This is a genomic window from Rhizobium sp. 1399, from assembly GCF_031455475.1.
GTDB lineage: Bacteria > Pseudomonadota > Alphaproteobacteria > Rhizobiales > Rhizobiaceae > Rhizobium.
Genome location: NZ_JAVDSU010000019.1, coordinates 61,486 through 87,962 on the forward strand (window position 1 = coordinate 61,486; position 26,477 = coordinate 87,962).

Here is a 26,477-nt window from a genome sequence, read left to right on the forward strand (position 1 = left end):
CGCCTCATAGCCAAGATCGAACGCGTGAAGCGCCTGCAAAACTTGACGCTTGGTTGGTTTCATGGTGAAGGTCTCGACCAACCTCCCCTGATTTTCCGGAAATTCTGATACATGGCTACCGAACGTTACAATCCGCGCGACGCCGAGCCCCGCTGGCAGCAGAAATGGAACGAGGAAAAGGTCTTCGAGACCGATAACTCCGATCCGCGCGAGAAATATTACGTCCTAGAGATGTTCCCCTATCCGTCGGGCCGTATCCACATGGGCCATGTCCGCAACTACGCCATGGGTGACGTCGTGGCACGCTACAAGCGTGCTCGCGGCTATAACGTCCTTCATCCGATGGGTTGGGACGCCTTTGGCATGCCAGCGGAAAATGCGGCGATGGAGCGCGGCGTACACCCCGCATCCTGGACTTATCAGAATATCGGCTCGATGAAGGCACAGCTGAAGGCGATGGGCCTGTCGCTGGACTGGTCCCGCGAATTCGCGACCTGCGATGTCGAATATTACCAGCAGCAGCAGCATCTCTTCCTGGACTTCCTGGAAAAGGGCCTCGTGTACCGCAAGCAGTCCAAGGTGAACTGGGATCCGGTCGACAACACCGTTCTCGCCAACGAACAGGTCATCGACGGCCGCGGCTGGCGGTCCGGCGCGCTGGTCGAACAGCGCGAACTGACGCAGTGGTTCTTTAAGATCACCGATTTCAGCCAGGACCTGCTGGACGCGCTCGATACGCTCGACCAGTGGCCGGAAAAAGTACGGCTGATGCAGAAGAACTGGATCGGCCGCTCTGAAGGTCTCACGATCCGCTGGGAGATCGTCCCGGAAACCGCACCTGCCGGCGAAACCGAAGTGGTGGTATACACGACCCGTCCGGATACGCTGTTTGGCGCCTCCTTCCTGGCGATCGCCGCTGATCATCCGCTCGCCAAGGAGGCCGCGGGAAAGAATGCTGACATCGAGGCCTTCTGCGAGGAATGCCGCCGCGCTGGTACCTCTCTTGCCGCACTCGAGACGGCTGAGAAGAAGGGCATGGATACCGGCATCCGCGTGAAGCACCCGCTCGATCCTTCCTGGGAGCTGCCGGTCTACGTCGCCAATTTCGTCCTGATGGATTACGGCACGGGCGCCATCTTCGGCTGCCCTTCCGGCGACCAGCGAGACCTGGATTTCGCCCGCAAATATGGTCTGCCGGTCGTGCCGGTCGTCATGCCTGAGGACGGCGATGCCGCAAGCTTCACCATCGGCGATGTCGCCTATGACGGCGAGGGCGTGATGATCAACTCGCGCTTCCTTGATGGCAAGACGGCGGACGAAGCTTTCCAGATCGTTGCCGACAAGCTGTCGTCCACTCTGCTCGGCAACGCGCCGCAGGGCGAACGCAAGGTCAATTTCCGCCTGCGTGACTGGGGTATCTCCCGTCAGCGTTACTGGGGCTGCCCCATCCCGGTTATCCATTGCGATGACTGCGGCGTCATCCCGGTTCCGAAAAAGGACCTGCCGGTAAAGCTGCCGCAGGATGTGACTTTCGATCAGCCGGGCAACCCGCTGGACCGCCACCCGACCTGGCGGCACGTCGCCTGCCCGCAATGTGGCAAGGATGCGCGTCGTGAGACGGACACGATGGACACATTCGTCGATTCGAGCTGGTACTTCACCCGCTTCACGGCCCCCTGGGAGACGCAGCCGACCGACCCGGCTGCGGCCAACCGCTGGCTGCCGGTAGACCAGTATATCGGCGGTATCGAACACGCGATCCTGCATCTGCTCTATTCGCGCTTCTTCACCCGCGCGATGCGCGAGACAGGCCACGTGGATGTCAAGGAGCCTTTCAAGGGTCTCTTCACCCAGGGTATGGTGGTCCACGAAACCTATAGCCGCGGCGCGGGCATGCATCGCGAATGGATTTCCCCCACCGATATCCGCATCGAGGAGATTGACGGGAAGCGCAGCGCTTATCTGCTGGAAGGCGGCGAAGAAATCACCATCGGCTCGATCGAAAAGATGTCGAAGTCGAAAAAGAACGTCGTAGACCCCGACGATATCATCGCCTCCTATGGCGCCGATACTGCCCGCTTCTTCGTTCTGTCAGACTCTCCGCCCGAGCGCGACGTGATCTGGTCGGAAGCCGGCGTTGAAGGTGCTCACCGCTTCACACAGCGGCTGTGGCGTCTGATTTCGGAAGCGGCTGAAGTGCTCTCCACCGTGGAACCGAAGACGGCGAAAGACGGCGAAGCCCTCGCAATCTCTCAGCTCGCCCACAAGACGCTGAAGGCAGTCCAGAACGACTATGACAGGCTTTGGTTCAACAAAGCAGTCGCCCGCATCTACGAACTCGTCAACGCGCTGGCAGGCCCGCTGACGAAGGTCGCGGCCGGTGAGGGCGATGCAACCTATCGGGCTGCAATCCGCGATGCGGCTGAGATCCTCATCCAACTCGTCGCGCCGATGACGCCGCATCTGGCTGAGGAATGCTGGATGACCCTCGGCAACAAGGACCTCATCGCCCATACGACCTGGCCGGATTTTGATGAATCGCTCGTCGTCGAGAACGACGTGATCCTTCCCGTGCAAATCAACGGCAAGAAGCGCGCCGAATTGACAATTTCTCGCGACGCAGATCAAAATGCCGTCACCGAAGCCGTGCTGGAATTGGACGCGGTGAAGAATATCTTGAACGGTCAAGCACCGAAAAAAATCATCGTGGTTCCACAGAGGATTGTAAACATTGTCGTCTGATTTCGCCCGCAAGCTTGCGCGCCGCGCCGGCATCGTCACGATCCTTGTCTCTACGGCGTTTCTTTCCGCCTGCCAGGTTCGGCCGCTCTATTCCGAAAACACCGGCGTTACCGAAAAGCTCGGCTCCGTCGGCTTTTCCGAAGCGGGTACACGTGTCGGACAGGAAGTTCGCAATCATCTGATCTTCCTGGCTTCCCGCGGTGCCGGGGAAGTCGAGAAGCCGGATTACATGGTTGATATGCAAGTTTCGTCATACGTTGCCGATACTTTGCTTGTTCAGTCCTCGGATACGTCTCGCGCAGGCCGCGCGACCGTTTCGGTTAGCTACACTTTGCGCACCACTAAAGACAATCAGGTGATCAAGGCAGGCAGACGCGAAGCGACGGCCCTGGTAGACTTCCCGAGTCAGGAATTTGCAAAGCAGCGCGCCATCCGTGATGCCGAAAATCGCGCAGCCAATCAGGCGGCCGAATTCGTTGGAGCGGATCTTGCCGCCGCACTCAGCCGCTAAGGGAGCGGTGGCGTGGCGGAAATCAAATCCCATGAGTTCGAGGGGTTTCTGCAGAAATCCGCACGCCTGTACCGTATCTATCTGATCTATGGTCCGGACCGTGGACTCGTTTCCGAGCGCGCCGGTATGATCGCTGGAAAGACGGGCATAGATCAGAACGATCCGTTCTCCGTCACCAAGCTTGATGTCGGCGATCTGCAGAAAGAGCCTGGCCGGCTGGTTGATGAAGCCCAATCCATCGGTCTTTTCGGCGGTGAAAAGCTAATATGGGTAAAGGGTGGCGCGAATGAGAAATATCTCGTCGATGCTGTCGCGTTTCTGTCCGGCGCTTCCCTGGAAGCAGTCAGCATCATCATCGAAGCAGGTGACCTGAAAAAGGGATCTGCCTTACGCAAGACAGTCGAGGCTGCTCGTAGCGCAGCAGTTGCCATCCCCTGCTATGCTGACGACGGCCGAGCGCTGAACGCGCTGATCGACAACGAACTTTCCGCCGAAGGGTTGGGCATAACGCCTGCTGCCAGGCAAGCTCTCGTCGCGCTGATCGGGGGCGACAGAATTGCTTCGAGAAACGAAATTCGCAAACTGGCGCTCTATTGCCAAGGCATGGGAACGATCGATGATCATCACGTTACCGAAATAATCGGGGACGCCAGTGCAATTTCGGTCGATGATGCTGTGGATGCGATATTGAGCGGCAACAGCAACAGTTTCCTGCATGCGATGCAGAAGATCACCAGTTCCAAAACCTCGGTTTTTCTGGTTCTCCAAGCCTGCCTTAGACAATTTCAGCTTCTCGATACGATGCGCGCTGAGATGGATGAGAAGAGACTGCCGCCCGCGCAAATCATGCAGACGCTGGGCAGACATCTTCATTTCCGCCGCAAGCCGATTATAGAACAAGCGTTAAAAAGCTGGAGCGCAGACGCCATCTCGCGTGAAACAAAGCGCCTGCAGGCAGCCGTTCTGCAAACGAGACAGCGTCAGATATTGGAAGACAGCATCGCCATGCAGACATTGCTCTCCACGACACTGCAGTCGGCAAGACGCCCTCAAGCCTGATTAGCGGCGCTCCAGAAGCCGGCAGACTTCCTCGAGCTGCTCCAGGGATTTGTAGGAGATGCGGATCTGGCCGCCACTGGCCTTGTGATTGATGGATACATCAAGTCCGAGCGTATCCGATAGTGTGCGCTCCAGAGCCAGCGTATCGGAATCCTTCTGGTTCCTTTGAACAGGTGCGTGTGGCTCTGACTGAGCCTTGATGTCGTTCTGCGCAAGCTTCTCCGCATCGCGCACCGACATGCCCTTGGAAACAATTGTACGCGCAAGTGCCGAGGGGTCCGATGTCGAAACCAGCGCACGCGCATGCCCCGCGGAAAGGCTCCCAGCAGCCAGCATGTCCCGAACGGGCTCAGGCAGCTTCAATAGGCGCAACGAATTGGCGACATGGCTGCGGCTCTTGCCGATAATCTCACCGAGATCATTTTGGGTATATCCATATTCGGCGATGAGCTGCTCATACCCGAGCGCCTCTTCGAGAGCATTGAGATCGGAGCGTTGGACGTTCTCAACGATCGCAATTTCCAGCGCCGTCTTGTCATCAACATCCCTGATAATAACAGGGATTTCAATCAAACCCGCCAGTTGGGCTGCCCGCCAACGTCTTTCGCCGGCTATGATTTCATAGCGGTCCCGCGCGAGCGTTCTGGCGACGATTGGCTGCACGATCCCATGCTGGCGGATCGAGCTCGCAAGGTCGTGAAGCTCGGCGTCATCGAAGAAACGACGAGGGTTGCGAGGGTTGCGAGTGACGAACTCGATGGGGATCATCCGGTCGGCGCTGACCGTAGGCCGCTCCGCCTCGGCCGGAACGGGCTGATCCATTTCACCTATAAGGGCTGCGAGGCCACGGCCAAGCCGTCTTTTCGATGTATCGTCATTCATGTTCAAAACTCGCTTACTCTGTCATGCAGTCTTTCAAGCTGCCAGTCTCTGCCGCTCCCGCTGGATAACTTCCGATGCGAGCTGCAGATAGGCCTGGCTGCCGGCGCACTTGAGATCATAGAGAATAGCCGGCTTGCCGTATGAGGGCGCTTCTGAAACACGAACATTCCGCGGGATAAGTGTGTGATAGACCTTTTCACCGAGATGAGTCCGCACGTCGTTGACGACCTGCTGTGCCAGATTATTACGAGCATCGAACATCGTCAGCACGATGCCTTGAATATCGAGCTGAGGATTGACCGTTCCGCGGACCTGGTTGACGGTCTCCAGAAGCTGGCTCAAACCTTCAAGCGCGAAGAACTCGCACTGCAGCGGTACCAGCACGGAATGGGCAGCCGCCATCGCATTCATCGTCAGCAGGTTGAAGGAAGGCGGGCAGTCGAGAAGAATGTAAGAAAAAGACACCGCTTCGGGGGAAGACAATGCCTTTTTGAGCTTGAAGACGCGATCATTCTGCTGGGAGATTTCCATCTCGACTCCGAGAAGATCCATCGTCGACGGAACAATAAAGAGATTAGGAACTGCCGTTTCCAACGCAGTCTCAGCGACACCAGCTTGCCCGACCATCAGATCGTAAGAGGAAAGCTTACGATTGCGTCTATCAATACCCAAACCAGTGCTTGCATTGCCCTGTGGGTCCAGATCGATAATCAACACCCGCTCACCAATGGCGGCGAGAGCGGTTGCCAAATTGATTGCGGTGGTCGTCTTGCCGACGCCACCCTTTTGATTTGCGATGGTGATAATCCGATTACGTTCGCCCGCCATTGCCGCAATATCCGTTTCGTTAAACCAGGCGCTGGAGACTTGATATTTCGAGAATTACAGAATCTTGCTCAACAGCGCTATTGTGTTCTAGCAGATCAAAACTCCAGCGGCCACGTGCTTTCTGGATCTCTCTTTGGTAATCCCGGCCTTTATGAAAATATGCGCGATTATTTTCTTTTCCAACCATCCATGGCGCCGCGTATTCAATCAGCTTATCGAGATCGGCTAGCGCACGGGCGGAAATAGCATTACAAGCAGCTATTGCTACCGGCGCATCTTCAATCCTTATGGCATGTACCTCGCCTCGCGCGCCGGTCTCTCGTAAAGCGGTACGCAGAAATGCCGCCTTCTTATTGTTGCTCTCCACCAAGTGAACCCAACCCTGTTGCTGTTCGGCCAAGAAGATCGCGGTGATCACACCGGGAAAACCGCCACCGCTTCCGAGATCGATCCAGGTTTGAGGGTGAGGGGAGATCTGAAATATCTGCGCACTATCCGCGATATGCCGGTTCCACATATCACTCATGGTCGAAGGCGCGACGAGGTTGATCGCCTTGGCCCATTTGGTGAAAAGCTCTGCGAAATATTGCAGACGTTCTTGTGTTTCACGTGAAACACGCAATCCGTTTAATTCCATTCCCGAAGACTCTCAAACCTTGCGGCGACTACGCGACCTGCCCACGAACACTTTCACCGCGACGCAAGTGCACGAGCAAGAGCGAAATCGCCGCTGGCGTCATACCTTCCACTTTCAGAGCCTGAGCGATGTTGGCGGGCTTTTGTGTGTTGAGCTTATTCTTCAGCTCATTCGAGAGTCCCGATAGACTGCTGTAATCAAAGCTCTCAGGAATCAAGCGCGCCTCATCTCGCCGCTGTGCCTCGATGGCCGCGGTCTGACGATCCATATAAACCGAATAGATCGCCTCGATCTCCAGAGCCTCGACAACCTTCTTAGAGAAGGACTTCAGATCTCCCCACACCTGCTCCAACTGCGAAAACGCATATTCGGGATAGGACAGAAGTTCATAGGCTGTTCGGCGCTGGCCGTCGAGATTAAGATTAAGTCCTGCCTTACGCGCTTCATTCGGCGTAACGGATAAAGACTGAAGGAGCGTTCGACCGCTCTCCAACTCGTCTTGATATGCCGCAAAACGAGCTTGGCGTTCACTGGAAACACACCCAAGTTCGATCGCGCCTCGCGTAAGCCTCGCGTCAGCATTATCGGCGCGGAGTGTCAATCGATACTCCGCGCGAGACGTGAACATTCGATACGGCTCCGTAACACCCCGCGTCGTCAGGTCATCAATCATGACGCCGATATAGGAGTTTGTACGACTGAATATAAAAGGTTTGGAATTGCCACTCGACAATGCGGCGTTGAGACCTGCAGCAAGACCTTGGGCGCCAGCTTCCTCATAACCCGTCGTCCCGTTAATCTGACCAGCCAGGAAAAGCCCTGGTAGTTTTTTAACTTCCAATGTTGCCGTCAACTCTCTTGGATCGACATGGTCATATTCAATCGCGTAGCCAGGATGCAATATTTCTACGCGCTCCAAACCAGGAATCGTCCTGATGAACGCGGCTTGAACGTCGGCCGGCAGCGACGTTGAAATCCCGTTTGGATAAACGGTATTGTCGTCAAGCCCTTCAGGTTCCAAGAAAATCTGATGTCCGTCCCTCTCACCAAATTTAACGAGCTTGTCTTCAATCGATGGGCAATATCGCGGACCGACACCTTCGATTTGTCCAGAATACATCGCCGATTTTTGCAGGTTAGCGACGATGATACGGTGCGTCGCCTCTGTTGTTCTCGTTACGCCGCATTCGACCTGTGGATTCACGATCCGATCGGTCATGAAGGAGAACGGCACCAGCTCGTCATCGGCAGTTTGACGCCCGACAGATTCCCAATCAATCGTTTTCCCGTTCAAGCGAGCCGGTGTCCCTGTCTTAAGACGGCCCAGCTTCAAACCCAATTGCAGGAACGTCGTTGAAAGCCCCATCGAAGGTGGCTCCCCGGTGCGTCCTGCAGGTGTCTTCTCATTTCCTATATGGATAAGTCCCCGAAGGAACGTGCCTGTCGTAATAACAACCGACGGGCCTACGATGAGCCTTCCGTCTTTCATTATTACGCCAGCGACTCGATTGCTTTTGATATCCAGATCAAATGCATCGCCTTCGATCACATCAAGGTTCTCAATTGCCTCGATGGCATTCAACATGGCGAGGCGATAGAGCTTGCGATCGGCTTGGGTGCGCGGACCACGAACCGCTGCACCCTTCTTCTTGTTCAACATACGAAACTGGATACCTGCGGCATCAGCAATACGACCCATAAGACCATCCATCGCATCAATCTCGCGAACAAGATGGCCCTTGCCAAGCCCGCCGATGGCCGGATTGCAGGACATTACGCCGATCGTGTCGCGCCGATGCGTGATCAAGGCAGTTTTTGCGCCCATCCTCGCGGCAGCCGCGGCTGCTTCTGATCCGGCATGACCGCCTCCGATCACGATAACGTCATAACTACTGGCGCTCATGCGCTACTCCACAAAAGGTTTCACGTGAAACTTCTCACGCCGCTGCCGCCGGCGTTCCACGTGAATCATTTTCCGATACAAAACTCCGAAAAGATGACGCCAAGAAGATCTTCAACGTCGACCCGTCCGGTGATGCGCCCCAGATGATCACCGGCGAGTCTTAAAGATTCCGCCCTGATCTCCAGGCTTTGCTCTGCCTGATCGATTGCCGCCGATAGGGTAATCAGGCATTTCGAGAGCGAATCCTTATGCCGCTCCCGTGTCGGAACGGATAGAGACAATCCCTCAAACTTCTGTTCGATGAAGGAAGAAACAAAGTCCCGAAGTTCCGGAAGGCCTTCACCTGTCATTGTAGAAATCTGAAGGTCGTATGAAGCAGTTGAAGGATATAGGTCCCGCTTGGTGCCGACAATAACATGCGATGAAGCGCGTTCCAAGTCGATAGGATCTATTGGTGATGGCGACCCCATGTCAGTCAGAAAGAGCACGAGATCAGCATTGTTCAACGCCAGCTGTGCTCTCTTGATACCTTCCTGCTCCACTATATCGCCGGTGTCTCTCAGACCCGCTGTGTCATAAAGCTTGACCAGATAGCCATTCAGATTGATATCGACATGAAGCACGTCGCGCGTCGTGCCTGCTATGTCGGTAACGATCGCCACGTCCCTTTGCGCAAACCAGTTCATCAGGCTGGACTTTCCAGCATTGGGCGCCCCGGCAATAACAACTTTAAAACCATCTCGGACAATCTCTCCCATTTCAGCATGGGAAAGATGATCCTCCATCTCTCGCCGAAGCTCCGCCAACGACACCCAGATCTGATCCGAGACAGACCCGGGAACGTCGTCTTCATCCGCAAAATCCAGTTCAGCTTCAATCAAAGCGCGAGAGCGTGTAATTCGTTCCGCCCACGAATCATATAGGCGCGACAGCCCGCCGGAGCTCTGCTCCAGCGCTAGACGACGCTGCATTTCCGTCTCAGCTGCTATAAGGTCCGCTAACCCCTCGACCTCAACGAGGTCAAGCTTGCCGTTTTCAAAGGCGCGACGGCTGAATTCACCTTCCATTGCAAGTCTGGTCCCGGAAAACGTTGCCAGTTCTCTCGAGAGAGCCGATATAACTGCCTTCGAACCGTGAACCTGGAATTCGGCGGAGTCCTCGCCGGTAAAGGAAGCCGGACCAGGAAAGAAAAGAACCAGCCCGGCATCGATCGGAAAACCATTCCGAGTCCGAATCGTTCTGTAGGCGGCCGTTCGCGGTGATGGAATCCCACCGATCAGCCCCTCTAGGATTAGACAGGTCTGGGGGCCACTGACGCGAACAACCGACACGCCTGACGGCGGGGCGCCGCTCGAAAGAGCAAATATGGTGTCGTTCCACGTTTCCATATGGTCTTTGACCTATCGGTTCGTTTCCGAATCAATTCAAAACAGAAAAGGCTGGTAGTCGCGCGAACGACCCACCAGCCTCTGTCTGAGGAATCCGGCTAATAATCAGGTATTCATCGAGTCGAAGAAGTCACCATTATTCTTCGTCTGTTTCAGCTTGTCGATAAGGAATTCAATCGCATCGGTCGTCCCCATCGGAGCGAGGATACGGCGCAGAACGAAGATCTTCTGCAGATCCTGACGCGGAACGAGCAGGTCTTCCTTGCGCGTTCCCGACTTGAGAATATCCATGGCCGGGAAGATACGCTTGTCAGCCACCTTACGGTCGAGAACGATTTCAGAGTTACCGGTGCCCTTGAACTCTTCGAAGATAACTTCGTCCATACGGCTGCCGGTGTCGATGAGAGCCGTTGCAATGATGGTCAGCGAACCACCTTCTTCAATGTTACGTGCTGCACCGAAGAAGCGCTTCGGGCGCTGGAGCGCGTTGGCGTCGACACCACCAGTCAGAACCTTACCAGACGAGGGAACGACGGTATTGTAGGCGCGGCCAAGGCGGGTGATGGAATCGAGCAGGATGACAACGTCGCGGCCGTGTTCCACGAGGCGCTTGGCCTTTTCGATCACCATTTCTGCGACCTGGACGTGCCGAACCGCCGGCTCGTCAAATGTAGAAGAAATGACTTCGCCGCGGACTGAACGCTGCATATCCGTGACTTCTTCCGGACGTTCATCGATCAGCAAAACGATCAGATAGCATTCCGGATGGTTGGCGGTGATCGAGTGAGCGATGTTCTGCAGGAGAACCGTCTTACCCGTACGTGGCGGAGCAACGATCAGGCCGCGCTGGCCCTTGCCGAGAGGCGCCACGAGATCGATCACACGGGGCGAAAGATCCTTGGAGGTTGGAACATCCAGTTCCATCTTGAAACGCTCGTTCGGATAGAGCGGCGTCAGGTTGTCGAAGTGAACCTTGTGACGGATCTTTTCGGGATCATCAAAATTGATTGTGTTGACCTTGAGAAGCGCGAAATAGCGTTCGCCTTCCTTCGGACCGCGAATCGGACCCTCGACCGTATCGCCAGTCTTCAGAGAGAAGCGGCGAATCTGGGAGGGAGAGATGTAGATATCGTCCGGGCCGGGCAGATAGTTAGCATTTGCGGAGCGCAGAAACCCGAAACCATCCTGCAGGACTTCAACGACACCTTCGCCGATGATTTCGATATCCTGACTGGCAAGAACCTTGAGGATTGCAAACATGAGCTCCTGCTTGCGCATCGTGCTCGCATTTTCGACCTCGAGCGATTCGGCAAAAGCCAGAAGATCCGTCGGGGATTTACTCTTAAGTTCCTGAAGCTTCATTTCAGCCATGAAGTGACCAATACTCGTTATTTTATAAGGGGAAAGGCGATGTTGGGTCGTATTCGGTACTGCGAAAGGGGCTCGCAGGCGACTGAACTCTACACACATGCCACGAAGATGAGATGGGCGGAAAATAGCGAGTCGGAACCCGACCCGCAAGGGGGCTGCTTAAAATGACTGAAATTTAACCTCAGCAACCCCTGGGCTTCAAAAAGGCTTCACCACCACCAAGATGACGATGAGGATCATCAGTGCCGTTGGCGCCTCGTTCATGAAGCGCCAGTAACGCGCCGAACGACGGTTTTCATCCCGCTCGAACGCCCGCACGGCTCTGCTGAAAAAGACATGGACGATTGTCAGGAGGACAACCAACCCGATCTTCGCATGTAGCCAACCGCCGTGGAAACCATAGACCGACCAGGCAAGATAAAGACCAAGGATCCAGGTCAGCATCATCGCCGGGTTCATGATGATCTTGAGCAGCCGCCGCTCCATCACCTTGAAGGTCTCGGATTGAACCGAGCCAGGTTCTGCATCCGTGTGGTAGATGAAAAGGCGGGGCATGTAGAAAAGCCCCGCCATCCACGAGATCACGGCGATGATGTGAAGGGCCTTGATCCAGAGATAGAGATTATCAGGGTTCCAGACGAAGAGCCCGACAGCCAGAAGAGCGAAGAAGGCCAGCGCAAAATGGGCACGCCGGCGGGCATAGGCACCCGGCTTTTGATCAGTCTGCTTTTCCATCACGCAGCCCTCATGCCACGCACGCGATCGACAAGAAGGCGTACATTCTCCGGATCCGCTTGCGGCGTGATGCCATGACCCAGATTGAAGATCAGCGGTCCGTTTCCGAGCGCTTGAAGAATATCGTCGATACCTTCCTCCAGTGAACGACCGCCAGCCACGACACGCATTGGGTCGAGATTGCCCTGCACGGGTCCGTCCTTCTGCAGCTCGGCGGCAAAGGCAAGTGGTACGGACCAGTCGAGCCCGATCGCATCTGCTCCGGTTTTCTGCCGGTAAGTCTTGAGCATGTAGCCCGCACCTTTGGCGAAGGCGATGATCCGCGCTTGCGGCCGCCGCGCCCTGATCGACGCGATCATCCGCGCCATCGGACGGATTGCGAAAGCTTCAAATTCCCTCTCGCCGAGGACACCGGCCCAGGAATCGAAGATTTGCACCGCATCAGCGCCAGCATCGATCTGCGCGACGAGATAATCTGCAGAGACATCCGCAAGCAGCATCAACAGGTATTCGAAGGCGCGCGGATGCCTGTAGGCGAAGAGCCGAGCGGGTGCCTGATCTGGCGTGCCATGACCGGCAATCATGTAGGTCGCAACCGTCCAGGGCGCGCCACAGAAGCCAAGGAGGGTTGTCTCGGTGGGCAGCTCATTCCTCAGGCGCTTCACCGTCTCCAGGACTGGCTGCAGGTAATCGACAACGCTTTCTCCATCCAGGCCGGCGATACCCGCCTCGTCGATCGGATCCATCTCAGGGCCATGCCCCTCGGTAAAGCGTACATTGCGCTTCATCGCATCAGGGATGACCAGGATATCGGAAAATAGGATGGCGGCATCGAAGCCATAGCGGCGTATCGGCTGAAGCGTGACCTCGACGGCATGCTCAGGCGAATAACAGAGATCGAGGAAACTCCCGGCCTTCGCGCGCGTTTCCCTGTACTCGGGCAGATAGCGACCCGCCTGCCTCATGAGCCAGAGGGGTGGGGGCGTCAGGGTCTCGCCATCAAGAACCCGCATAATTTTCCGGCGCGTTTCGCTCAAGCGCTTCTTCCCTATAAAAATACAAAGATATTTTAAAAGGTTTCTATTTCTTAGAGTCGGTGTCTATCAAGGATTAAAATCCATCCACCGACAGCGCGATTTGTCACGCAGGCTGGGTTAGCGGGAACCAAGATTCGCATATTTGCGCTTAAAGCGGTAGGAAACTCGAATCCCGCAGAGATTCCAGAAGCTTCCAGGAATTCATTTTGTCACCCATCTTGTGGATAAGCTGTGCATTGTTTTGGGAAGCATAACCACAGTCCCCACACTCCACAGGTATCTCTGAAACGACCTCCGAAAGTTCCGGATGTGGATAAGGAGGCATGTTTTCCCTTGCCTCGATCCCGGCCACGCCATTAGCTCTTCGCTGTCCAGTGTTTTCAACAGGCAGCGGAAAATAGCGTGGAGAACAGAACGAACTTCTTCCATCTGCATCTGATTTCTGACTCGACCGGGGAGACTCTGATCTCCGCCGGCCGGGCCGCGTCGGCGCAGTTCAAGTCTTCTCAGCCGATCGAACACGTCTATCCGCTGATCAGAAACCGCAAGCAGCTGATGCCGGTGCTTCAGGCGATCGACAGTGAACCCGGCATTGTTCTGTACACGATCGTCGATCCGGAGCTTGCCAGCATCATTGATGAACGCTGCGCAGAAATGGGTGTGGCCTCCGTCAATGTTCTGGAACCGGTTATCGGCGCATTCCAAATCTATCTCGGCGCTCCCTCCAGAAGGCGGGTCGGCGCTCAACACGTGATGAATGCCGGCTACTTCGCGCGCATCGAAGCGCTGAATTTCACGATGGACCATGATGATGGTCAGATGCCGGAGGATTATAATGATGCTGACGTCGTCATCGTCGGCATCAGCCGTACGTCGAAGACGCCGACCAGCATTTATCTCGCAAACCGTGGCATCAAGACCGCGAATATCCCGATCGTCTATGGCGTGCCCTTGCCCGAGGCTTTGGCGGCGGCGACCAAACCGCTGATCGTCTGCCTCATCGCCACCACCGATCGGATTTCTCAAGTCCGTGAAAATCGTCTGCTCGGATCGACGCCGGGTTTCGACCAGGAACACTATACCGACCGTGCAGCAATCTCGGAGGAGCTGAAGTATGCGCGCTCTCTTTGTGCCCGTCATAACTGGCCAATGATCGACGTCACCCGGCGCTCGATCGAGGAAACGGCAGCGGCGATCGTTGCCCTGCGCCCAAAGCTGCGTTAAGCGCTGAACAACTGAATCGCTCCCGAGGAACTGGGATGACACCAAAGCTCGTTCTCGCATCGTCGAGCCCATTCCGGCGGATGCTGATGGAAAATGCCGGTCTGGCTTTTGAAGCGCATGCCGCTCAAATCGATGAACGGGCAATCGAGGCTCCTCTGGAAAAATCGGGCGCCACGCCCGATCAGGTGGCGCTCGTTCTTGCCGAAGCAAAGGCGGATGAGGTCAGCCGGCGCTTCGGTGGTGCGCTCGTCATCGGCTCCGACCAGACGATGTCGCTTGGCGCTCAGGTCTTTCACAAGCCGAAGGATATGGCGGATGCAGCCAATCATCTGAGCATACTTGGCGGCAGAACACACCGCTTGAACAGCGCGATTGCGATTGTCAGAGATGGCGAAGTCCTATGGCAGCACGTGGCGCATGCGGAACTGACGATGCGTCCGCTGACCGATGATTTTATTGCGCGCCATCTCAAGCGCGTGGGACCAAAGGCTCTGGCAAGCGTCGGTGCCTATCAGCTTGAGGGGGAAGGGATCCACCTGTTCGAGAAGATCAACGGAGATTATTTCACGATCCTCGGTCTGCCGATGTTGCCTCTCCTTGCAAAACTCCGGGAACTGGATGCGATCGATGGATGATTCACGTGAAACACATGGGCCGAAAGCGTTTGTCACGGGTTTTCCCGTCAAGCATTCGCGCTCACCATTGATCCACGGCTACTGGCTGAAGACGCTCGATCTGCCCGGCAGCTATCGGGCGCATGAGGTTGCCCCGGAAATCTTTGCGGATTTCATCGCCTCGTTAAGGGACGGTAGTGCCGGTTTCGTTGGCGGCAATGTCACGATCCCGCACAAGGAGATGGCGTTCAAACTGGCGGACCAACCGGACGAACTCTCGGAAGAACTCGGCGCATCGAATACGCTGTGGCTGGAGGATGGAAAACTTCTTGCGACGAACACGGACGGCCGCGGCTTTACCGCCAATCTCGATGAACGCCATCCCGGCTGGGACCGACATGACCGAGTCGTCATCTTCGGCGCCGGCGGTGCAAGTCGCGCTGTCATTCAGGCGGTCCGCAACCGCGGCTTGAAAGAAATCCACGTCGTCAACCGCACAGTCGAGCGGGCGCAGGAGCTGGCCGACCGCTTCGGCCCGAAGGTCCATGCGCATCCGACCGCAGCACTCGCCGAAGTAATGACCGGGGCGGGGCTATTCATCAACACCACCTCTCTCGGCATGGACGGAGAGGCGGCACCCGCCATCGATTTCTCGCCAATGCTTTCGGACGCAGTCGTCACGGATATCGTCTATGTGCCGCTGAAAACACCGATCCTCGCACAGGCAGAGGAACAAGGTTTTGCCATCGTCGATGGCCTTGGCATGCTCCTGCATCAGGCGGTTCCGGGATTTGAAAAATGGTTCGGCATGCGGCCTGTCGTTGATGAAACGCTGCGCGCGTTGATAATAGCGGATATGGAAAAACACTGATGCTGAAGATCGGCCTCACCGGCTCCATCGGAATGGGTAAGTCGACGGCGGCGAAGCTCTTTGCCGAAGCCGGTGTCGCGGTCAACGATTCTGACGCTGTTGTGCACGATCTTTATGCGGGCGAGGCGGCGCCTCTGGTCGATGCAGCTTTCCCGGGCACAATGAAGAACGGTACCGTCGACCGTCAGGAACTTGGCCGGCAACTCGCTCGAGATCCAGCTGGCTTCAAGCGGCTCGAACAGATTGTTCATCCCTTGGTGCGCAAGCGGGAGAATGAATTCCTGGCACGGCAGGAGGCCGCGGGAGCAGATATGGTCCTGCTCGACATTCCCCTCCTTTTCGAAACCGACGCCGATCAGAGGGTGGATGTTATTGTCGTCGTCAGCGCCGATCCACAGATTCAGCGGGAGAGGGTGCTTGCGCGGCCGAACATGACGGAAGAAAAATTCAATATGATTCTCTCCCGCCAGATATCAGATACAGAAAAACGCCGTCGGGCCGACTACATCGTAGATAGCAGCCACAGCATCGAGACGACAAGAAAACAGGTGGCAGATATCGTCGCCGACTTGAAGAAGCGGATAGCGAAGGAAGAAGTCCCACATGCGTGAGATCATTTTCGATACGGAAACCACCGGCCTCGACAACCGCATGGACCGCATCATCGAAATCGGCGGTATTGAACTCTTCAATCATTTTCCGACAGGAAGGACGCTCCACCTCTTCGTCAATCCGGGTGATCAGAAGGTTCATCCCGATGCGCTCGCCGTCCACGGCATCACCGACGAATTCCTGAAGGACAAGCCGCCTTTTGCCGATGTCTTCGAGCAGATTCTGGAATTCTTCGGCGACGGCAAGTGGATCGCCCACAACGCCACTTTCGACATGGGCTTTGTGAATGCCGAGCTTGCCAGGCTCGGCGTTCCGCCGATCCTGCCGGATCGCGTCGTCGACACGCTCTCGCTTGCTCGCCGAAAGCATCCAATGGGACCGAACTCGCTCGATGCTCTCTGCCGCCGTTACGGCATCGACAACTCGCACCGTACCAAACACGGCGCTCTCCTCGACTCCGAACTTCTCGCCGAAGTCTATATCGAGATGATCGGCGGCAGACAGGCTGCACTGGGGCTCGGCGTTACAGGATCTGCGAGCCAGAACAAGAGCGATGCCGAGGTGGAAGAAGTCGTTGTCGCTGCCATCATGGAGAGGCCGCGGCCGTTGGCGCCGCGATTGAGCGAAGCGGAAGTTGAGGCACATGACGCTCTCATCGCCAAGCTTGGTCAAAAGGCCGTCTGGTCGAAATACGACCAGCTCAACTGAAAATAAAAATGCCCGGGTTTTGCCCGGGCATTTGAGTTTGAGAACCTGTAAAACCGGCTTAGTTCGGAACGGCATGAACCTTGGAGCGGGCCTGTTCTTCGGCAACGCGCTGTGCGAACATCTGTGCGAAATCGATCGGGTCGATCATCAGCGGCGGGAAGCCGCCATTGCGCGTGACGTCGGCAATGATCTGGCGGGCAAACGGGAAGAGCATGCGCGGGCACTCGATGAAGAGAACCGGCAGCATGTGCTCCTGCGGGAAGCCGGCAACGCGGAAGACGCCGCCATAGACGAGCTCGGTGTGGAAGACGGTCTTATCGCCTTCCTTGGCTTCAGCGATCAGCGAAAGCACGACATCAAAATCCGTTTCGGACAGCGGATTGGCATTGACGTTTACATTGATGTTGATCGCCGGTGCCTTGTCGCGGGCCTGAAGCGAGCGCGGTGCGCCCGGGTTTTCGAAGGAAAGATCCTTGACGTACTGGGCAAGGATCGAAAGGGTCGGGCTCGCTGCGCCGTTGCTGCTGTTATCGTCTGCCATGGGATTTTCCTCGAGGGGCATTGAATGGTGCCGCCATCTAACATTTCGGGAATAGGCTTACAACCCTGGGCGTCCGGCGCAGTTAATGCGCCGCCATATCAGTCTCCGAGCCGTTTGCCGGACCAGGGCGACTTGCCGTTCGGTTCACGATGATAGTCCTCTTCATCGAGATCGACCACCTTTGAATCGCCCGGCTTGCCCGGCCGGCCTCGAAATTCCGAACGCGAAGAAGCCGAAAAACCGTCGCCGCTCGCGCCAACGACAACGAAACGCTTTGCGATCGACCGCCAGAGCAGATTGCGAACCTGTGGGATAAGAAGCAGGATCGCCAGTATATCGGACAGAAAGCCCGGGATGATGAAGAGCAGCGAGGCGATGACAGTCATCGCCGGATTGAGCAGTTCCCGCCCGGGCATGGTACCGCTACGCCCTTCGGCGGACATGCGGCGCAGGATGCCAATACCCTGCCGGCGCAAGAGGAAGGAGCCGACGACAAAGCCCAGTACGACAAGCGCCAGCGTCGCGGCAAGTCCGATTGCGCGGCCGACAATTACGAAGCCAGCGATCTCGGCAAGCGGCAGAAGCAGCGCGAAAACCGGCAGCATGGAAAAACGCATCTCTTTACCCCGAGTGGCTCGGGCTCCTCTTGGCACTGGCGAAGATACCAGCCATGATTTGAATCATTCGTATAGCCGGACTATATGGGGGTAGAAATCAGGGATGTTAACAGTGAACGGCGGGATATGAGTTCAAACGACTTCATCACATTATTTTTCTTGGTGGCGGCGGTGCTGATTTTCTTTCAGCTTCGATCCGTTCTCGGACGCCGCACGGGAAATGAGAAGCCGCCGCGTGATCTCTATACGCCACGGGATGCCGTGCAGAACGACAGTGCCGATGCCGGCAAGGTCGTAACCCTGCCGCGGCGCGATGTGAACGGGGAAGAGGAAGACCGCTTTTCCGCCATCGACGCTTTCGCACCGGCCGGCACGCCGCTGAACGAATCGCTGCGCGCGCTCAACAGAGCCGATCCCTCCTTCGACCCGAAGGAATTCTTGAATGGCGCCCGTATGGCCTACGAGATGATCGTGATGGCCTTTGCTGATGGTGACCGCAAATCGCTGAAGAACCTTCTCTCCCGAGAAGTCTATGACGGCTTCGACGCGGCGATCAGCGATCGCGAAAACAAGGGCGAGAAGATGAAGTCCACTTTCGTGGGCATCGACAAGGCTGAGATCACCCATGCCGAGACCAAAGGCAGCGAGGCGCAGATCACCGTTCGCATCATCAGTCAGCTGATCTCTGCCTCCTACGACAAGAACGACACGCTGATCGACGGCGATGCTGAGAATGTCGCGGAGGTCAACGATCTCTGGACGTTCGCTCGCGATACGCGATCGCGCGACCCCAACTGGAAACTCGTCGCGACTGAATCGGAACATGACTGACGCAGCCGGCTTTGCCCTTCAGGCAGTCAGTTTCGACGCAATGGAAGGCTGGAGGGATGACGATCCCTCCAGCCTTTTTGAAGTCATGGCTACCTGTCGCCGGCATATTTCCGAAACGAAACCTTATCGTACCGGTTCGCTGGGGCTGAGTTCAGCTGATCTCCTTCCATTGCTGGAGGAAGCAGAGACATTTCGCCCGTCTTCGCCGGAGGAAGCGCGTGGCTTTTTTGAAAAGCACTGCCAGCCATTCCGGATTGTCCGGGCTGACGGCGTCAGTGGTTTCGTCACCGCCTTCTACGAACCCGAAATTGAAGTTTCCGACAGACAGGATGCGACCTTCCGTTTTCCGATCTACCGGCGCCCGGATGATCTCATCGATCTCGATGATCAAAATCGCCCCGCGCAGTTTGATGGCTCCTACGCATTTGGACGCTTGCGTGATGGGCTGATCGATGCCTATCCGGATCGCCACGACATCGATCAGGGCTATCTTGAGGGCCGTGGTCTTGAGATCGCCTGGGCGAAATCGAAGGTCGATCTTTTCTTCGTCCATGTGCAGGGTGCTGCCCGTATGCGCTATCCGGATGGCAGGATCGGCCGCATCACCTACGCCGCCAAAGCCGGCCACCCATTTTCGGCGATCGGCAAGCTATTGATCGACCGTGGCGAGATCGAGCGGGCGAGAATTTCCATGCAGTCGGTCCGCGCATGGCTTGCCACCCATCTGGACCAATTCGACGAAGTCCTCTGGCATAACCGATCCTATATTTTCTTCCGGGGAGCACCGGTGGACAACCCGAATGCCGGACCGATCGCAGCCGCGAAGGTGCCGCTGCTTGCGGGGCGTTCGCTCGCCGTCGACCGCCTGATCCATACTTTCGGTTTTCCATTCTTCATCCGCTCCGAAAGCCTGACGCATCTCGATGCCAGTAAGCCGTTTCAGCGGCTGATGCTGGCGCTGGACACTGGTTCGGCAATTGTCGGTCCCGCGCGCGGCGACATTTTCACCGGTTCGGGCCATGCTGCAGGCGAGTTGGCGGGAACGGTACGCAACGATGCCGATTTCGCAATTCTCATCCCCAATGCCGCTGCAGCGAGGTTCCTCTGATGGCGAAGGACCGCAAGCTCAGCTCAGACGAGAGAATCCTCTGGGGAAGGGTCGCCCGCAGTACCCGGCCCATGCCAGGCAAGACGGATGAACTGACTGCGCTCGACGCCTTCCTGGCGGAGGCCGAACAGGAAAAGGCGCAAAAGCAGAAGACGGCCGCCCCGGTTCCGCAGCAATCGGTAGCTCAGACGCCCGTAAAACAGCCCTCGGGCGTCCACCATCCACTGGAGCGGCCGGTCAAGCGCAGGATCGCCAAAGGCAAGCTGGCGCTGGAAGCACGGATCGATCTTCACGGTATGGTCCAGAGCGAAGCGCATTCCTTCCTGCTCGATTTCCTGATCCGCGCGCATGAACGCGGCATGCGGCACGTCCTCGTCATCACAGGCAAGGGCAGATCCATGGGCAGCGAAGGCGCCTTGAAGCGCGCGGTGCCGCTCTGGTTCTCCAAGCCGGAATTCCGTTTTCTGATTTCGTCCTATGAACCAGCGGCCCAACATCATGGCGGCGCGGGCGCCCTCTATATCCGCCTCTCGCGGCGGGCCGGGGAAACATCGTGACGCCGTTTGCAGAAGCAGTTCGCAAGCTGCGCGCCCGCAAGGGCGTGACGCAGAAACAGATGGCGGCGGCGCTCAATGTTTCGCCTGCCTATCTCTCGGCGCTCGAGCATGGAAAGCGCGGCGTGCCGAGCTTCGATCTGCTGCAGCGCATCGCCGGCTACTTCAACATCATCTGGGACGAGGCCGAAGAGCTCTTCCTCGTTGCCGGCTCTTCCGATCCGCGCGTGGTCGTCGATACATCGGGCCTGCCGCCCGAATATACCGAATTTGCCAATCGTCTGGCCAAGCGAATTCGCAGCCTTGACAGCGCCGATATCGCCCGGTTATCGGCGCTTCTTGAAAATGACGGCAAAGGGGACGGAAAAGCGTCATAATCCCCTGATTTATGCCTTGTTTTAGGGCCTTGCCATTGGGAACTCGCTGCAAAAAACCTATATTCGACATTGAAAAAGCCGGTGATTCGCAAGGCGCGCCGTTGCTTGTGACAACAGGGAAAACCTCGACAGAATGACCGATGCACCCGCGACGGAAAACGGCGTAAACACCGAATATGGCGCAGACTCCATCAAGGTCCTGAAGGGCCTCGATGCCGTGCGCAAGCGCCCCGGTATGTATATCGGCGATACCGACGACGGCTCGGGCCTCCACCACATGGTCTATGAAGTCGTCGATAACGCGATCGATGAAGCCTTGGCCGGCCATGCCGACATCGTCACCGTTACGCTCAATCCCGATGGCTCTGTGACCGTGACGGATAACGGCCGCGGCATCCCGACCGATATTCACAGCGGCGAAGGCGTGTCGGCAGCTGAGGTCATCATGACCCAGCTCCATGCCGGCGGTAAGTTCGACCAGAATTCCTATAAGGTTTCGGGTGGTCTGCACGGCGTCGGCGTTTCGGTCGTCAATGCACTGTCCGTCTGGCTGAAGCTGAAGATCCGTCGCCAGGGCAAGGTACATGAGATGAGCTTCACCCACGGCGTTGCGGATGCTCCGTTGAAGGTGACGGGCGAAGCGGGCAACGAGACCGGCACGGAAGTCAGCTTCATGCCGAGCACCGGAACCTTCACCATGACGGAGTTCGACTACGGCACACTTGAGCACCGCCTGCGCGAACTGGCCTTCCTCAACTCCGGCGTCCGCATTCTGCTGACGGACAAGCGCCATTCCGACATCAAGCAGGAAGAGATGATGTATGACGGCGGCCTCGAGGCCTTCGTTTCCTATCTCGACCGCGCCAAGAAGCCGCTCGTCGAAAAGCCCGTTGCGATCCGCGGCGAGAAGGATGGCATTACCGTCGAGGTGGCCATGTGGTGGAACGACAGCTATCACGAGAACGTGCTTTGCTTCACCAACAACATCCCCCAGCGCGATGGCGGCACGCATATGGCCGGCTTCCGCGCCGCACTGACGCGTCAGGTCGTTTCCTATGCCGATAATTCCGGCATTACGAAAAAGGAAAAGGTGACGCTGCAGGGCGAAGATTGTCGCGAAGGTCTGACCGCAGTTCTATCGGTAAAGGTACCGGATCCAAAATTCTCATCGCAGACGAAAGACAAACTAGTTTCGTCGGAAGTTCGCCCTGTCGTCGAAAGCCTCGTCAATGAGGCCTTGAATACCTGGTTCGAGGAACATCCGAGCGAAGCCAAGATTCTCGTCGGCAAGGTCGTTGAAGCCGCCGCCGCCCGTGAAGCCGCCCGCAAGGCGCGCGAACTGACGCGCCGCAAGGGTGCGCTCGATATCGCCTCGCTGCCCGGCAAGCTCGCCGACTGCTCGGAGCGCGATCCGGCCAAGTCTGAAGTCTTCCTCGTCGAGGGTGACTCGGCAGGCGGTTCTGCAAAGCAGGGGCGCTCGCGCGAAAATCAGGCGATCCTGCCGCTGCGCGGTAAGATCCTGAATGTCGAGCGTGCACGCTTTGACAAGATGCTGTCGAGCCAGGAAATCGGCACGCTTATCACTGCGCTCGGCACCGGAATCGGCAAGGACGAGTTCAATGTCGAAAAGCTGCGCTACCATAAGATCATCATCATGACGGATGCCGACGTCGACGGCGCCCACATTCGCACGCTGCTGCTCACCTTCTTCTTCCGCCAGATGCCGGAACTGATCGAGCGCGGCCACCTCTACATCGCCCAGCCGCCGCTCTATAAGGTGTCGCGTGGCAAGTCGGTCCAGTACGTCAAGAACGAAAAAGCGCTGGAAGATTATCTGATCGGCCAGGGTCTGGAAGATGCGGCGCTGAAGCTCGCCAGCGGCGAAGTCCGTGTCGGCCAGGATCTGAATGAGGTCATTCACGATGCCCTGCGCCTGCGCGCGCTACTCGACAACCTGCATTCGCGCTACAATCGTGCGGTCGTCGAACAGGCGGCAATCGCCGGCGCGCTCAATGCCGAAACCGTCAGCAATGCCGAACGTGCCCAGGAACTGGCAATCGAGGTGGCAAAGCGTCTCGACATCATCGCCGAGGAAACCGAGCGTGGTTGGGAAGGCAGCCTCACCAGCGAGGGCGGTATCCGCCTCGAGCGCATGGTTCGCGGCGTCAAGGAGGTCATCGTGCTCGATATGGCGCTGATCGGCTCCCAGGATGCCCGTTTTATCGACCAACTCACGCCGCGGATGAAGGAAATCTATCAGACGCCGCCGGCGCTGAGCCGACGGGATGGCGATGTCGAAATTTCCGGTCCACGCGCCCTTCTCGATGCAGTTTTCGCAAGCGGCCGGAAGGGCCTGACGATGCAGCGCTATAAGGGTCTCGGCGAAATGAACGCCGAACAGCTCTGGGAAACGACGCTCGATCCGAACGTTCGCTCGCTGCTGCAGGTCAAGGTCAACGATGCGACCGATGCCGACGGCCTTTTTGCGCGCCTGATGGGCGATGAAGTCGAGCCGCGGCGCGAATTCATCCAGGACAATGCGCTGAGCGTCGCAAACCTCGATATATGACCAAAAATCAGTCGCGAAAAAGCCCCGCAGCCATCAGGCTTGCGGGGCTTTTTATTTTGCGATCAATCGTTGCCGATGAAATGGCCGTTGAAGGCGACCTCCGAGAGCGGCTTGCGCTGGCTCGGGAATTCGCGCTCCCGGTTGCGCTCGGAAAGGATGCCCTTGTCGGCGATGCGACCGACGGCAATGCCGGCTTCAACGCGGTAACCATCGGGGACTTCAAGCTTTTCCTTGATCTCGTCATGCTTGATGCCGCCCATGCCATGGGCATGGAAGCCGGAAATGCGGGCCTGCATGGCAAGATAGCCCCAGGCTGTGCCGGCATCGAAAGAGTGCGTATAGCTTGACCGTCCCTCGCTGCGCGCGCCGTTGAAGCTGCGTGAGACTACGAAGATCAGCGCTGAAGCGTTCTTCGCCCATTCCTGATTGGCTTCGGCGAGCAGGCTCACGAATTCTTCCCAGTGCTCGGAGCCTTTTAAGGCGTAGAGGAACCGCCAGGGCTGCATATTTGCCGAAGACGGCGCCCAGTGTGCGGCGTCGAGAAGCGTCAGAAGCTGGGCTTCCTCGATGATCTCGCCGGTAAAGGCGCGGGGCGACCAACGGTCGAGAAACATCGGATCGATTGGATATTCGGATTCGCGGCTATTGGCTTTCGTCATGCTGGCTTCCGGAAGTTGGCGATGGATGGGGGATTCCATTGCGGAGATCACTTAAGTGATATTTCGGCGCTCGCTTGCTTGGCAAGCAAAGTTTGGTCACAGCCAGTGCACAATCTGTTTCCAGAAACTGGCCTTACGCGCGCGAGGAACTCCCGGTAAAGCAGCGTCAAATCCGATCGATCTGGAGATACGGCATGCTGGTGAATGGGAAATGGACCGAAGACTGGCAGCCGGTCCAGGCGAAGGATGAGAAGGGTGGTTTCGTCCGTCAGATATCGAGATTCCGCAACTGGGTGACACCTGACGGCAGCGCAGGTCCGACGGGTGAGGGCGGTTTTGCCGAGGAAGCCGGACGCTATCATCTTTACGTCGCCTATATCTGCCCCTGGGCTTCTCGCACGCTGATCGGCCGCAAGCTCAAGCGGCTCGAAGACGTCATCTCGGTTTCGATCGTCGAGCCGACGCTCAGCAAGCAGGGCTGGCGTTTTGGCGATTATCCCGGCGCGACTTCGGATGAGCTGAACGGCGTCATCTACATGCACGAGATCTACACAAAAGCGGATCCCCATTTTACCGGGCGAGCAACGGTCCCCGTTCTATGGGACAAAAAGCGTGCAACGATCGTCAACAATGAATCCTCCGACATTCTGCGCATGCTGAACAGCGGCTTTGGCGATCTTGCCCGCGGCGGTCTCGATCTTTATCCGGTCGCTCGACGCGGTGAAATCGATGCCTTCAACGAGCGTATCTATTCGTCCTTGAACAATGGCGTTTATCGCACCGGATTCGCAACGACCCAGATTGCCTATGAAGAGGCCTTTGCCGAGGTTTTCGCTTGCCTCGACTGGATCGAACCGCAGCTCGAAGGACGCAGCTTCTTGTTTGCCGACCATCCGACGGAAGCCGATATCCGCCTGTTCGTCACGCTGGTGCGTTTCGATGTCGCCTATCACGGTCTCTTCAAATGCAATCTGCGGCGTCTCTCCGACTATACCAACCTTAGGTCCTTTTGCCGGCGGATGCTGGATTGGCCCGGTATTGCTGAGACCGTGAATTTCGATCATATCAAGCGCGGCTATTATTCGATCGAGAGCCTCAACCCGACACGCATTGTCCCGGTTGGCCCATCGCTGGCGGAAATTTTCTAAGCGGGCGTACCGCTTCCGTGGCAAGTCATAATGACACCGATGAATAATTCGTTCATAGGTGGCGCATCTACTTTCCATTGAGGAGGATATTCATGAAGCTGATGCGCGTTGGAGAAGCGGGCCGCGAAAAGCCGGCCCTGCTCGATGCCGATGGCAAGATCCGTGACCTTTCCGCGCACGTGGCCGATATCGGCGGCGAGGCGATCACGCCGGCAGGTCTTGCGAAAATCGCGGCCCTTGACCCTAAGAGCCTGCCGGAACTGGCGCCCGGCCGCATCGGCGCCTGTGTTGCCGGCACCGGCAAATTCATCTGCATCGGCCTGAACTACTCCGACCATGCGGCCGAGACCGGCGCGACCGTGCCGCCCGAACCCGTTATCTTCATGAAGGCGACTTCAGCGATCGTTGGTCCCAACGACAATGTGCTGATCCCGCGCGGTTCTGAAAAGACCGACTGGGAAGTCGAACTTGGCGTGGTTATCGGCAAAACCGCGAAATACGTGAGCGAGGCCGAAGCGCTGGATTACGTTGCCGGTTACTGCGTTTCCGACGACGTCTCCGAGCGCGCCTTCCAGACCGAGCGTTCGGGCCAGTGGACCAAGGGTAAATCCTGCGACACCTTCGGACCGATCGGCCCATGGCTCGTCACCAAAGACGAAGTTGCCGATCCGCAGAACCTCGGCATGTGGCTCAAGGTCAACGGCCAGACGATGCAGAACGGTTCCACGAAAACCATGGTCTATGGCGTGGCTTTCGTCGTGTCCTATCTCAGCCAGTTCATGTCCCTGCATCCGGGCGACGTTATCTCGACGGGTACGCCTCCAGGTGTCGGCATGGGCATGAAGCCGCCGCGTTACCTGAAGGACGGCGACGTCGTCGAACTCGGTATCGAAGGTCTCGGCACCCAGAAGCAGCTCTTCGTAGCAGACCGTTAACGACTTTTCTTGCTGA

At 57.1% G+C, this 26,477-nt stretch carries 26 protein-coding genes; 15 read left to right on the top strand and 11 right to left on the bottom strand.

What is annotated here, in order from left to right; translation table 11 throughout:
• Positions 1-111: 111 nt before the first annotated feature.
• The 3 genes from leuS to holA are packed head-to-tail and all read left to right on the top strand — an operon-like array spanning position 112 to position 4,312.
• Positions 112-2,742: a leucine--tRNA ligase gene (gene leuS / locus J2X71_RS35085; protein ID WP_310389768.1), complete on the top strand. Its 2,631-nt coding sequence runs from the start codon at positions 112-114 to the stop codon at positions 2,740-2,742.
• On the top strand, positions 2,732-3,253 hold the full coding sequence (lptE, locus tag J2X71_RS35090) for an LPS assembly lipoprotein LptE (protein ID WP_310389770.1): 522 nt from the start codon (positions 2,732-2,734) through the stop codon (positions 3,251-3,253). The genes leuS and lptE overlap by 11 nt, the downstream gene beginning before the upstream one ends.
• A 12-nt stretch (positions 3,254-3,265) precedes the next feature.
• Positions 3,266-4,312 (top strand): DNA polymerase III subunit delta, encoded by a 1,047-nt coding sequence (gene holA / locus J2X71_RS35095; RefSeq protein WP_310389771.1) that lies wholly within the window; start codon positions 3,266-3,268, stop codon positions 4,310-4,312.
• Here holA and J2X71_RS35100 read toward each other — a convergent pair whose 3' ends face one another.
• From J2X71_RS35100 to hemE, 8 genes are all read right to left on the bottom strand, one after another.
• Complete coding sequence (locus J2X71_RS35100; RefSeq protein WP_310389774.1) at positions 4,313-5,194, bottom strand: ParB/RepB/Spo0J family partition protein; 882 nt, start codon at positions 5,192-5,194, stop codon at positions 4,313-4,315.
• Positions 5,195-5,227: 33 nt separating this feature from the next.
• Complete coding sequence (locus tag J2X71_RS35105) at positions 5,228-6,022, bottom strand: ParA family protein (protein ID WP_310389775.1); 795 nt, start codon at positions 6,020-6,022, stop codon at positions 5,228-5,230.
• Positions 6,023-6,041: 19 nt separating this feature from the next.
• On the bottom strand, positions 6,042-6,659 hold the full coding sequence (gene rsmG, locus J2X71_RS35110) for a 16S rRNA (guanine(527)-N(7))-methyltransferase RsmG (RefSeq protein WP_310389777.1): 618 nt from the start codon (positions 6,657-6,659) through the stop codon (positions 6,042-6,044).
• A gap of 28 nt (positions 6,660-6,687) precedes the next feature.
• The gene (gene mnmG / locus J2X71_RS35115) at positions 6,688-8,562 is read right to left on the bottom strand and encodes a tRNA uridine-5-carboxymethylaminomethyl(34) synthesis enzyme MnmG (protein ID WP_310389779.1); all 1,875 of its coding nucleotides are present in this window, start codon (positions 8,560-8,562) and stop codon (positions 6,688-6,690) included.
• Positions 8,563-8,627: 65 nt separating this feature from the next.
• A complete protein-coding gene (gene mnmE, locus J2X71_RS35120; RefSeq protein ID WP_310389781.1) occupies positions 8,628-9,950 on the bottom strand; it encodes a tRNA uridine-5-carboxymethylaminomethyl(34) synthesis GTPase MnmE in 1,323 nt (440 codons plus the stop codon).
• A 105-nt stretch (positions 9,951-10,055) separates the two neighbouring features.
• A complete protein-coding gene (gene rho / locus J2X71_RS35125) occupies positions 10,056-11,321 on the bottom strand; it encodes a transcription termination factor Rho (protein ID WP_029868909.1) in 1,266 nt (421 codons plus the stop codon).
• Between the two features lie 198 nt (positions 11,322-11,519).
• Positions 11,520-12,056: a protoporphyrinogen oxidase HemJ gene (gene hemJ, locus J2X71_RS35130; protein WP_007813813.1), complete on the bottom strand. Its 537-nt coding sequence runs from the start codon at positions 12,054-12,056 to the stop codon at positions 11,520-11,522.
• Complete coding sequence (hemE, locus tag J2X71_RS35135; RefSeq protein ID WP_310389785.1) at positions 12,056-13,093, bottom strand: uroporphyrinogen decarboxylase; 1,038 nt, start codon at positions 13,091-13,093, stop codon at positions 12,056-12,058. The genes hemJ and hemE overlap by 1 nt, the downstream gene beginning before the upstream one ends.
• Before the next feature lie 402 nt (positions 13,094-13,495).
• Here hemE and J2X71_RS35140 point away from each other — a divergent pair, with 402 nt between their 5' ends.
• The 5 genes from J2X71_RS35140 to dnaQ are packed head-to-tail and all read left to right on the top strand — an operon-like array spanning position 13,496 to position 17,122.
• A complete protein-coding gene (locus J2X71_RS35140; protein WP_113322174.1) occupies positions 13,496-14,317 on the top strand; it encodes a pyruvate, water dikinase regulatory protein in 822 nt (273 codons plus the stop codon).
• Between the two features lie 35 nt (positions 14,318-14,352).
• Positions 14,353-14,952 carry a Maf-like protein gene (locus J2X71_RS35145; protein WP_310389788.1) on the top strand — a complete coding sequence of 200 codons (600 nt, stop codon included), beginning with the start codon at positions 14,353-14,355 and terminating at the stop codon, positions 14,950-14,952.
• Complete coding sequence (locus J2X71_RS35150) at positions 14,945-15,802, top strand: shikimate dehydrogenase (protein ID WP_310389790.1); 858 nt, start codon at positions 14,945-14,947, stop codon at positions 15,800-15,802. The genes J2X71_RS35145 and J2X71_RS35150 overlap by 8 nt, the downstream gene beginning before the upstream one ends.
• On the top strand, positions 15,802-16,413 hold the full coding sequence (coaE, locus tag J2X71_RS35155; RefSeq protein WP_310389792.1) for a dephospho-CoA kinase: 612 nt from the start codon (positions 15,802-15,804) through the stop codon (positions 16,411-16,413). Before J2X71_RS35150 ends, coaE begins: the two co-directional genes overlap by 1 nt.
• Positions 16,406-17,122 (top strand): DNA polymerase III subunit epsilon, encoded by a 717-nt coding sequence (dnaQ, locus tag J2X71_RS35160; RefSeq protein ID WP_310389794.1) that lies wholly within the window; start codon positions 16,406-16,408, stop codon positions 17,120-17,122. Before coaE ends, dnaQ begins: the two co-directional genes overlap by 8 nt.
• Before the next feature lie 58 nt (positions 17,123-17,180).
• Here dnaQ and secB read toward each other — a convergent pair whose 3' ends face one another.
• Both secB and J2X71_RS35170 read right to left on the bottom strand, forming a co-directional pair.
• On the bottom strand, positions 17,181-17,663 hold the full coding sequence (gene secB / locus J2X71_RS35165) for a protein-export chaperone SecB (protein ID WP_310389796.1): 483 nt from the start codon (positions 17,661-17,663) through the stop codon (positions 17,181-17,183).
• 98 nt (positions 17,664-17,761) lie between these two features.
• Complete coding sequence (locus J2X71_RS35170; protein WP_310389798.1) at positions 17,762-18,280, bottom strand: FxsA family protein; 519 nt, start codon at positions 18,278-18,280, stop codon at positions 17,762-17,764.
• Between the two features lie 126 nt (positions 18,281-18,406).
• Between J2X71_RS35170 and J2X71_RS35175 the strand changes: the two genes are divergently transcribed.
• The 5 genes from J2X71_RS35175 (at position 18,407) to gyrB (ending at position 23,719) form a co-directional block, all read left to right on the top strand.
• Positions 18,407-19,111, top strand: coding sequence for a Tim44/TimA family putative adaptor protein (locus J2X71_RS35175; protein WP_310389800.1), 705 nt, complete (start codon positions 18,407-18,409; stop codon positions 19,109-19,111).
• A complete protein-coding gene (locus J2X71_RS35180) occupies positions 19,104-20,219 on the top strand; it encodes a murein transglycosylase A (RefSeq protein WP_310389802.1) in 1,116 nt (371 codons plus the stop codon). Before J2X71_RS35175 ends, J2X71_RS35180 begins: the two co-directional genes overlap by 8 nt.
• Positions 20,219-20,776, top strand: coding sequence for a Smr/MutS family protein (locus J2X71_RS35185; RefSeq protein ID WP_310389805.1), 558 nt, complete (start codon positions 20,219-20,221; stop codon positions 20,774-20,776). Before J2X71_RS35180 ends, J2X71_RS35185 begins: the two co-directional genes overlap by 1 nt.
• A complete protein-coding gene (locus J2X71_RS35190) occupies positions 20,773-21,150 on the top strand; it encodes a helix-turn-helix domain-containing protein (RefSeq protein WP_113322164.1) in 378 nt (125 codons plus the stop codon). Before J2X71_RS35185 ends, J2X71_RS35190 begins: the two co-directional genes overlap by 4 nt.
• Before the next feature lie 133 nt (positions 21,151-21,283).
• A complete protein-coding gene (gene gyrB / locus J2X71_RS35195) occupies positions 21,284-23,719 on the top strand; it encodes a DNA topoisomerase (ATP-hydrolyzing) subunit B (RefSeq protein ID WP_310389808.1) in 2,436 nt (811 codons plus the stop codon).
• A gap of 62 nt (positions 23,720-23,781) precedes the next feature.
• Here gyrB and J2X71_RS35200 read toward each other — a convergent pair whose 3' ends face one another.
• A complete protein-coding gene (locus J2X71_RS35200; RefSeq protein ID WP_310389810.1) occupies positions 23,782-24,378 on the bottom strand; it encodes a nitroreductase family protein in 597 nt (198 codons plus the stop codon).
• A 194-nt stretch (positions 24,379-24,572) separates the two neighbouring features.
• On the opposite strand from J2X71_RS35200, the gene J2X71_RS35205 reads away from it, so the two are divergent.
• The gene (locus J2X71_RS35205; protein WP_310389812.1) at positions 24,573-25,526 is read left to right on the top strand and encodes a glutathione S-transferase family protein; all 954 of its coding nucleotides are present in this window, start codon (positions 24,573-24,575) and stop codon (positions 25,524-25,526) included.
• Positions 25,527-25,618: 92 nt separating this feature from the next.
• Positions 25,619-26,461: a fumarylacetoacetate hydrolase family protein gene (locus tag J2X71_RS35210; protein ID WP_037102235.1), complete on the top strand. Its 843-nt coding sequence runs from the start codon at positions 25,619-25,621 to the stop codon at positions 26,459-26,461.
• The last annotated feature ends 16 nt before the right edge of the window (positions 26,462-26,477 follow it).